Source organism: Kaarinaea lacus (genome assembly GCF_975902315.1).
In genome coordinates this window covers 1-7,444 of record NZ_CDLKIE010000192.1, presented here as the reverse complement: position 1 = coordinate 7,444, position 7,444 = coordinate 1, and the positions used below count along the sequence as shown (strand labels likewise).

Genomic DNA, 7,444 nt, shown 5'->3' with positions numbered 1-7,444 from the left:
TGGCCGTTCATTTTGACGAAGGGGCTGCCATTACCCAGCAGAATAAAATTTTCGAAATTGGCGATCTTTCCTGTCTGTATTTTAGAGGGCAAATTTTTGGTGATGATCAGCAAAAAGTAAATACAGAACCATGCCATTCATACCGCACACTAAAGAAGAAGTACAACAAATGCTGGAGACCATTGGCGTAGACAGCATTGATCAATTATTTGATGAGATACCCAGCGCGTTGCGTCACGACAGGCTCGACAAGGTGCCGACCCGCATGAGTGAAATGGAAGTTTCACGGCTCATGCATGAACGCGCCAACCAGGACATAACCGGCTTATGTTTTCTGGGTGCCGGCGCCTATGAGCACCATATACCCGCTGCCGTCTGGGAACTCACAACTCGCGGGGAGTATTATACTGCCTACACACCTTATCAGGCGGAAGCCAGCCAGGGCACCTTGCAGCTGCTTTATGAGTTTCAATCTATGATGGCGCAGTTAACCGGCATGGATGTTTCCAATGCATCACTGTATGACGGCGCATCAGCACTCGCTGAAGCGGTACTGATGGCTGTTCGCGCTAACCGCAAATCCAAAAGCAAACGCATTCTCATGCCCCGCACGGTTCATCCGGCATACCGCAAAGTCGTCCATGCCATCGTTAAAAACCAGGGCATCACCATTGATGAACTGGAATATGACAGGCATGGTGGTTTTATTGATCCCGCTTCCCTCTCGTCTGATCCCGCTGACTACACTGCGCTCGTTATACCGCAGCCAAATTTTTTCGGCGTACTGGAAGAAGTAGATGCTTTAACCGACTGGGCTCACCAGCAAGGTGCCCTGGTAATCGCCAGCGTGAACCCAACTTCACTGGCGTTATTGAAGCCACCTGGTGAATGGGGCCAGCAAGGCGCTGATATTGCGTGCGGCGAAGGCCAACCGTTAGGCATTCCCCTGTCTTCAGGTGGGCCTTATTTTGGATTCATGTGTTGCAAACAAGCCTATGTACGACAAATGCCGGGCCGTATCATTGGTAAAACCACTGACCTCGATGGCAAAGACGGATTTACCCTGACACTGCAAGCCAGGGAGCAACACATACGCCGCTCCAAGGCGACATCCAATATCTGCACCAACCAGGGATTGATGACCACTGCTGCTACTATATATATGTCATTACTGGGACCTGCGGGCCTTGAAACAGTCGCAGCCAACAGCCACGCCAACACCATGTTACTGAAAGAAAAACTGGCGGGCATCAATGGTGTTCAATCCATGTTTGATCGACCTGAATTCCACGAAACGGTTATACAACTTGATAAACCGGCAGCGGATGTCATCGACAAACTGGCGGCTGAAGGAATACTGGCAGGATATGATTTGTCTGCAGATTACCCCGAGCTGGGTAACGCTTTAATGGTATGCGCCACAGAAACCAAAACGGAACAGGACATCACTCATTTTGCTGAAAGATTTGCGGCAACGATTTCATAGTGTGCGATCATGGCCAGATTCACCATAAAGGGTAAAGAATTTTCAACCAATGGCGACCTGCCTGCCGTTGGCAGTGATGCGCCCGATTTCACATTAACCGACAGCCGTCTCAAAAACCAGTCACTGTCCAGCTTTAAAGGCAAAAAGAAGCTTATATACATCGTTGCCAGTCTCGACACTGACGTCTGTGAAAACACGACACAGAAGTTTAGTGAGGCATTCAGTGGTCGCGATGACGCGGTCATGTTGTTGGTATCTGCTGATTTGCCGTTTGCACAATCGCGTTACATCGGCAAAGGTAAAATTGAGAATATTAAGGCACTATCGGGTATGCGAAACAGAAATTTTGCCAAAGACTATGGTGTACTTATCCAGGATGGTCCGCTTGCCGGCGTTATGGCAAGAGCCGTTGTAGTGATTGATGAAAACGACAAAATAATTCACGCGCAACTGGTTGAGGAGCTGACCGACGATCCTGATTACGATCAGGCAATAGCAGCATTGTCGTAACACAAAATTGTAACTCCAAATATAAAACAATCTATATTAAGGGCCCTAACTATTATGTTGATTTTCGACCAAAGCACTCCGGGATGCGTCAATGCAGCACAGTCACCCGTCGAACGAAAACCGGCAACAACAATTCCTGAAAAATTTCGCCGACAAAGTCCACCAAAGCTTCCGGAAGTGTCAGAGCTGGAAACCGTGCGTCACTACACACGTTTGTCGCAAAAAAACTTTTCCATTGATACTCATTTTTATCCCCTGGGATCCTGCACCATGAAATACAATCCTCGCGGATGTAATTCACTGGCTATGTTGCCGGGTTACCTGCAACGTCATCCTTTTAGCCCAGAGAAACTTGGCCAGGGGTTTTTGGCTTGCATGTTCGAACTGCAGGAAATATTAAAAGACGTTACTGGCATGAAAGCTGTCAGCCTTTCCCCAATGGCGGGCGCTCAGGGGGAATTTGCCGGTGTGGCCATGATTCGCGCCTACCACGACGCCAGGGGAGACAACGAACGCAATGAAATCCTTGTACCCGATGCAGCACACGGCACCAATCCCGCAACCGCTACCATGTGCGGCTACAAGGTCAAGGAGATACCCACGAATGAGGAAGGTGACGTCGACCTGGATATGTTGAAGCAGGCTGTGGGACCACAAACTGCCGGTATTATGTTAACGAATCCATCAACGCTTGGTGTGTTTGAGCGCGAGATAAAAACCATTGCAGAAATTGTACATGGTGCAGGTGGCTTACTTTATTACGATGGCGCCAACCTCAATGCAATTCTTGGAAAAGTTAAGCCTGGCGATATGGGCTTTGATGTCATCCATATGAATTTACATAAGACTTTTTCCACTCCTCATGGTGGTGGCGGTCCAGGTGCCGGACCCGTCGGTGTCAATGACCGCCTGATTCCATATCTGCCAGTACCCTACGTAGCCAGTGATAAGGGGCAATATTTTCTGCGAACCGAAAAGGACTGCCCGGACACTATAGGACGCCTGTCAGCGTTTATGGGAAACTCTGGTGTACTAATACGGGCCTATGTATATGCGCGCCTGCTAGGCCGCGAAGGCATGCAACGCGTCGCCGAATACTCGACCCTGAATAGTAACTACCTCATGGCCAGATTAGCGCAGGCTGGCTTTGACATGGCATTGCCGACCCGCCGCGGGACTCATGAATTTATTCTCACCCTGAAACGCCAGGCTAAAGAACTGGGTGTCACAGCAATGGACTATGCCAAGCGTTTGCTGGATTACGGATTTCACGCACCAACAACATACTTCCCGCTGATTGTCCCGGAATGTTTGTTAATCGAACCTACGGAATCTGAATCCAAGCAGGTTTTGGATAACTATGTTGACGCAATGGTAAAAATTGACCAGGAAGCAATAGAAAATCCTGAACTGGTAAAAGGTGCGCCTTACTCCTTGCCAGTGCGACGCCTGGATGACGTTAAAGCCGCCCGGGAGATTGATGTCGCCTGGCAAGCAGAAAAATAAGAGTCGAGAATAAGAATCCATGGCTAAACCGGGTGCCACCGGCATTAAAAGAATTATCGACGCGACAGGATATTCAATACGTGGTCTTACCGCAGCGTTCAAACACGAATCCGCATTCCGCCAGGAACTCGCGTTGGTTGTTATTTTGGCACCGGTTGCTATTTACGCGGGACAAACCAATGTTGAAAGATCTATACTAATTGGCAGCCTGTTCCTGGTGCTTATCGTTGAATTATTAAATTCAGCGATAGAAGCCATTGTGGATCGTGTTGGTCACGAACATCATGAACTCTCTGGCCAGGCAAAGGATATTGGATCTGCCGCAGTATTTGTTAGCCTGGCCAATGTCGTGATTGTCTGGGGTATAATAATTTTTACATAGCTCTTACTATTTACTACCCAGGAACTGCGTAACATACTAAATAAATCGACACCAATAATATAATTTCAAGGAAAGTGTTATGTCTGCTTTAATTTGTGGCTCGTATGCCTTCGACACCATTATGGTGTTCAATGATCAATTCAAGAACCATATTCTTCCCGATAAGGTTCATATTTTGAATATCTCATTCCTGGTACCAGAAATGCGTCGTGAATACGGAGGCTGTGCCGGCAATATTGCGTACAACCTGCACTTGCTGGGTGGAGAAGTTAAACCAATGGCAACTGTTGGTAGTGACTTTGGACCTTACGGCGAATGGGTGGCTGAATGCGGCATTGATGACAGTCATATTACGATTATCGCAGACACTTATACCGGTCAGGCGTTTATTACTACCGACCTGGACGACAACCAGATTACGGCATTTCACCCCGGCGCCATGAATCTATCCCATACTAACAGCGTGTTTGATGCAGAAGGTATTACTATCGGTATCGTCTCACCCGATGGACGTGACGGTATGCTGCAGCATGCTGCAGAGTTTGCCGAAGCAGGGATTCCCTTCATTTTTGATCCCGGACAGGGCATGCCAATGTTTAGTGGTGACGAATTGGTGACTTTCATCGACCAGGCCACCTGGGCAACACTGAACGACTATGAAGCGCAATTGATGCAGGAAAAAACCGGCGAATCCATTGAGCAACTGGCGCAATCACTGGATGCCATGATTGTCACCAAAGGTGGCGATGGTTCCGTTATCTATACCAAAGATGATTATATTGAAATACCCAGCGCGTCACCACGCATGATTGTTGACCCTACCGGATGTGGCGATGCCTATCGCGCTGGCATCCTGTATGGATTGATGAACAATATGGACTGGGAAACCACAGGACGCATCGCCTCGTTAATGGGCGCGCTTAAAATAGAAAAAGCAGGCACCCAAAACCATCACTTTACTTTCAGGGATTTTGAGGAACGCTTCAAATTTGAGTTTGACCGCACAATATAAAGGTAAAGCACGAATTACTTTTTTATTTAGCCAAGCACATGAGTTATTTGTGTTGCATTATGAGGATTGTGCCAAACCATCTGAGTTCAGAAACACCTTGAAGTCTTCCGGCTCAGTAATAGGCGGCCGACATTGATGGCCATCACACACGTAGGCGACAAAGTCACCCTGAACGCTGCGTTGTTCCAGCAATCCAGGCAGTTCCTGCTCCGTGTCTGGAATCGCAACCAGAAATCGCCGTGGCGCATGATTTGCCGCTGAATAATCAGACCAATACCCGGCATCTTCGGCGTTGCTACGAACAATTATAGCTTGTGGGGGATATAAATATTCCTCCAATGCATCCAGCAAAGTATTGTGAGCGTAGGGTGTACGTTGAATATTGTCCCAGGCAGCTCGCAGCGTTTTTTCGGCTGCATCGAGATAACGGGATTCTCCCAACAGATGCCCCATCCGTTGCAAAACATAGGCAGCTACACCATTCCCAGCAGGCAATGATTCATCCATCAGCACTTTCGGGCGTTGAATCAATACCTCGTGATCACTGGAAGTGAAATAAAAACCGCCCTGCTTTTCGTCTTCAAAAACATCGAGAACAACTTCTATTAACTCAACGGCAAATTTTAGATCTGCTGCGTTCCATCGCGCTTGCAGCAATTCCAGAATGGCATCCACTAAAAACACATAATCATCCAGGTAAGCATTTAAATGGGCTTTACCATCTTTATAAGCAGCTAGCAGCCTGCCTGATACCCATAACCGTTTTTTAATGAACGCCAGTGCGGATTCTGCAGAGCGGATAAAATCCGGCCTTTGTAGTCGACGCCCTGCTGCTGCCATCCCTTTAATCATCAAACCATTCCAGGCAGTCAGCACTTTTTCGTCCCGTCCTGGCTTAACACGCTCTTCGCGCATGCGAAATAAAGTCTGGCGCGCTGACGCCAGCAATTCGTTTACCTCATCAAGACTAATACCAAACTTCCTGGCCGTATCTTCAAGCGTTTCGTAAACATGTAAATGCCATTTACCTTCGAAGTTTGCCTGCTTGTCCAGGCCATAGTGATGCGAAAACACGTCATACTCCGCATTGCTTAGCAAAGGTTTGACGTCTTCAGGTGTCCATACATAAAACCGACCCTCCTCGCCTTCACTGTCGGCATCCAGCGAAGAATAATATCCACCTTCATCGGCCTGCATTTCACGCATCACCCATTCTGCCGTTTCTGATGCGATTCGCTGATAAAAAGCGTCGCCTGTGATGGTCCATGCCTCACTGTATAAATGAAGCAGCGGACCATTGTCGTACAACATTTTCTCAAAGTGCGGGATCATCCATTCCTGGTCGACAGAGTAACGACAAAAGCCACCGCCCAGTTGGTCATTAATGCCGCCCATACCCATCGTTTTTAAAGTAGTAAGCGCCATATCCAGTGCAGCTTTATCAGGATTCCCCTCGCTGTTGGTAGCATACCAGTGACGAAATAAGCGCGATAAATTACTGGGATGGGGAAACTTGGGTGCTTCACCAAATCCGCCGTACAAACCGTCATAGCTTTTTTCCAGTTGCCGCCTGGCTTCGTCAAGAGGCATGGGTGACAGACTTGCGTCAGTTGGCTTATAGCTCGCTTCTACCTGGCGCAAAACATCTTTCAATGCATCATTTTGCTTGTCAATATCCTCCCTGTTTTGGCGATAAAAACTTTCAACACGCTTGATGATATCGATAAATGAAGGCATGCCGTAGCGTGGTTCCCTGGGGAAGTAAGTCCCGGCAAAAAATGGTGTGTTGTCATCAGGGGTTAGAATCATGGTTAATGGCCAACCGCCACCTCGTTGAGTCAGCACCTGATGGGCAAACTGATAGATCTTATCCAGGTCGGGTCGTTCTTCGCGATCCACTTTAATATTGACGAATAAATCATTCATCACCTGGGCCGTTGATTCATCCTCGAATGACTCATGAGCCATCACATGACACCAATGGCAGGCGGAATAGCCAATGGACAACAATATAGGTTTATCCATTTGTCGTGCAAGGTTTAACGCTTCCTCATTCCACGGATACCACTGCACGGGATTGTCTGCATGTTGCAGCAGGTATGGACTGGTTTCCATCGCCAAACGATTTTTCATCATGATTCACTACGTGTTCTGCTAGAAGGTTGGATAGTAAAACTATTGTACATCTTTTGTGTCATGAATTTCAGTATCCATGATCACTAGCCAGGAAATTTCGCCATGCTTTACATTGTTCTTTCATAGAAGCTCCCGCATAATACACGCAGCTCCATTAATGTTATTGGTTACACCTTATGTCATTTCCAAAACTAAAGCTGAAAAAAAATGAAGATCGACGCATTCGTGCTGGACATCTCTGGATATTCAGCAACGAAGTGGATACCAAATCCACACCGTTAAACAGTTTTGAACCGGGCGAAGTCGTAACTGTTACAACGAACAATGACAAACCGCTGGCAAACGCCTATATAAATCCACATTCGCTGATTTGTGCCCGTATCTTCTCCCATAAGCCCAGGCAGGCACTGGA

General features: G+C 47.5%; 8 protein-coding genes. 7 read left to right on the top strand and 1 reads right to left on the bottom strand.

From position 1 onward, the window contains the following. The 6 genes from ACWVCM_RS05700 to ACWVCM_RS05675 form a co-directional block, all read left to right on the top strand. A partial coding sequence (locus ACWVCM_RS05700; RefSeq protein ID WP_455200756.1) for a hypothetical protein occupies positions 1–191 on the top strand: 191 nt, incomplete at its 5' end. Next, complete coding sequence (gcvPA, locus tag ACWVCM_RS05695; RefSeq protein ID WP_455200755.1) at positions 131–1,486, top strand: aminomethyl-transferring glycine dehydrogenase subunit GcvPA; 1,356 nt, start codon at positions 131–133, stop codon at positions 1,484–1,486. The genes ACWVCM_RS05700 and gcvPA, both read left to right, overlap by 61 nt. 9 nt (positions 1,487–1,495) lie before the next feature. Continuing rightward, on the top strand, positions 1,496–1,996 hold the full coding sequence (gene tpx, locus ACWVCM_RS05690; RefSeq protein ID WP_455200754.1) for a thiol peroxidase: 501 nt from the start codon (positions 1,496–1,498) through the stop codon (positions 1,994–1,996). A 54-nt stretch (positions 1,997–2,050) separates the two neighbouring features. After that, positions 2,051–3,502 carry an aminomethyl-transferring glycine dehydrogenase subunit GcvPB gene (gene gcvPB, locus ACWVCM_RS05685; RefSeq protein WP_455200753.1) on the top strand — a complete coding sequence of 484 codons (1,452 nt, stop codon included), beginning with the start codon at positions 2,051–2,053 and terminating at the stop codon, positions 3,500–3,502. A gap of 19 nt (positions 3,503–3,521) precedes the next feature. Beyond that, the gene (locus ACWVCM_RS05680; protein WP_455200752.1) at positions 3,522–3,884 is read left to right on the top strand and encodes a diacylglycerol kinase; all 363 of its coding nucleotides are present in this window, start codon (positions 3,522–3,524) and stop codon (positions 3,882–3,884) included. Between the two features lie 79 nt (positions 3,885–3,963). Further along, complete coding sequence (locus tag ACWVCM_RS05675) at positions 3,964–4,896, top strand: carbohydrate kinase family protein (protein ID WP_455200751.1); 933 nt, start codon at positions 3,964–3,966, stop codon at positions 4,894–4,896. A 57-nt stretch (positions 4,897–4,953) separates the two neighbouring features. On the opposite strand, the gene ACWVCM_RS05670 is transcribed toward ACWVCM_RS05675, so the two are convergent. Then, entirely contained in the window at positions 4,954–7,032 is a 2,079-nt protein-coding gene (locus ACWVCM_RS05670; protein WP_455200750.1) for a thioredoxin domain-containing protein, read from the bottom strand. 176 nt (positions 7,033–7,208) lie between these two features. Between ACWVCM_RS05670 and ACWVCM_RS05665 the strand changes: the two genes are divergently transcribed. After that, a partial coding sequence (locus ACWVCM_RS05665) for a hypothetical protein (protein WP_455200749.1) occupies positions 7,209–7,444 on the top strand: 236 nt, incomplete at its 3' end.

Excerpts from the sequence above, each read along its gene's own strand:
- ACWVCM_RS05670 (WP_455200750.1), bottom strand. The coding sequence starts at position 7,032 with ATGATGAAAAATCGTTTGGCGATGGAAACCAGTCCATACCTGCTGCAA.
- gcvPA (WP_455200755.1), top strand. The coding sequence starts at position 131 with ATGCCATTCATACCGCACACTAAAGAAGAAGTACAACAAATGCTGGAG.
- ACWVCM_RS05680 (WP_455200752.1), top strand. The coding sequence starts at position 3,522 with ATGGCTAAACCGGGTGCCACCGGCATTAAAAGAATTATCGACGCGACA.
- ACWVCM_RS05675 (WP_455200751.1), top strand. The coding sequence starts at position 3,964 with ATGTCTGCTTTAATTTGTGGCTCGTATGCCTTCGACACCATTATGGTG.
- gcvPB (WP_455200753.1), top strand. The coding sequence starts at position 2,051 with ATGTTGATTTTCGACCAAAGCACTCCGGGATGCGTCAATGCAGCACAG.
- tpx (WP_455200754.1), top strand. The coding sequence starts at position 1,496 with ATGGCCAGATTCACCATAAAGGGTAAAGAATTTTCAACCAATGGCGAC.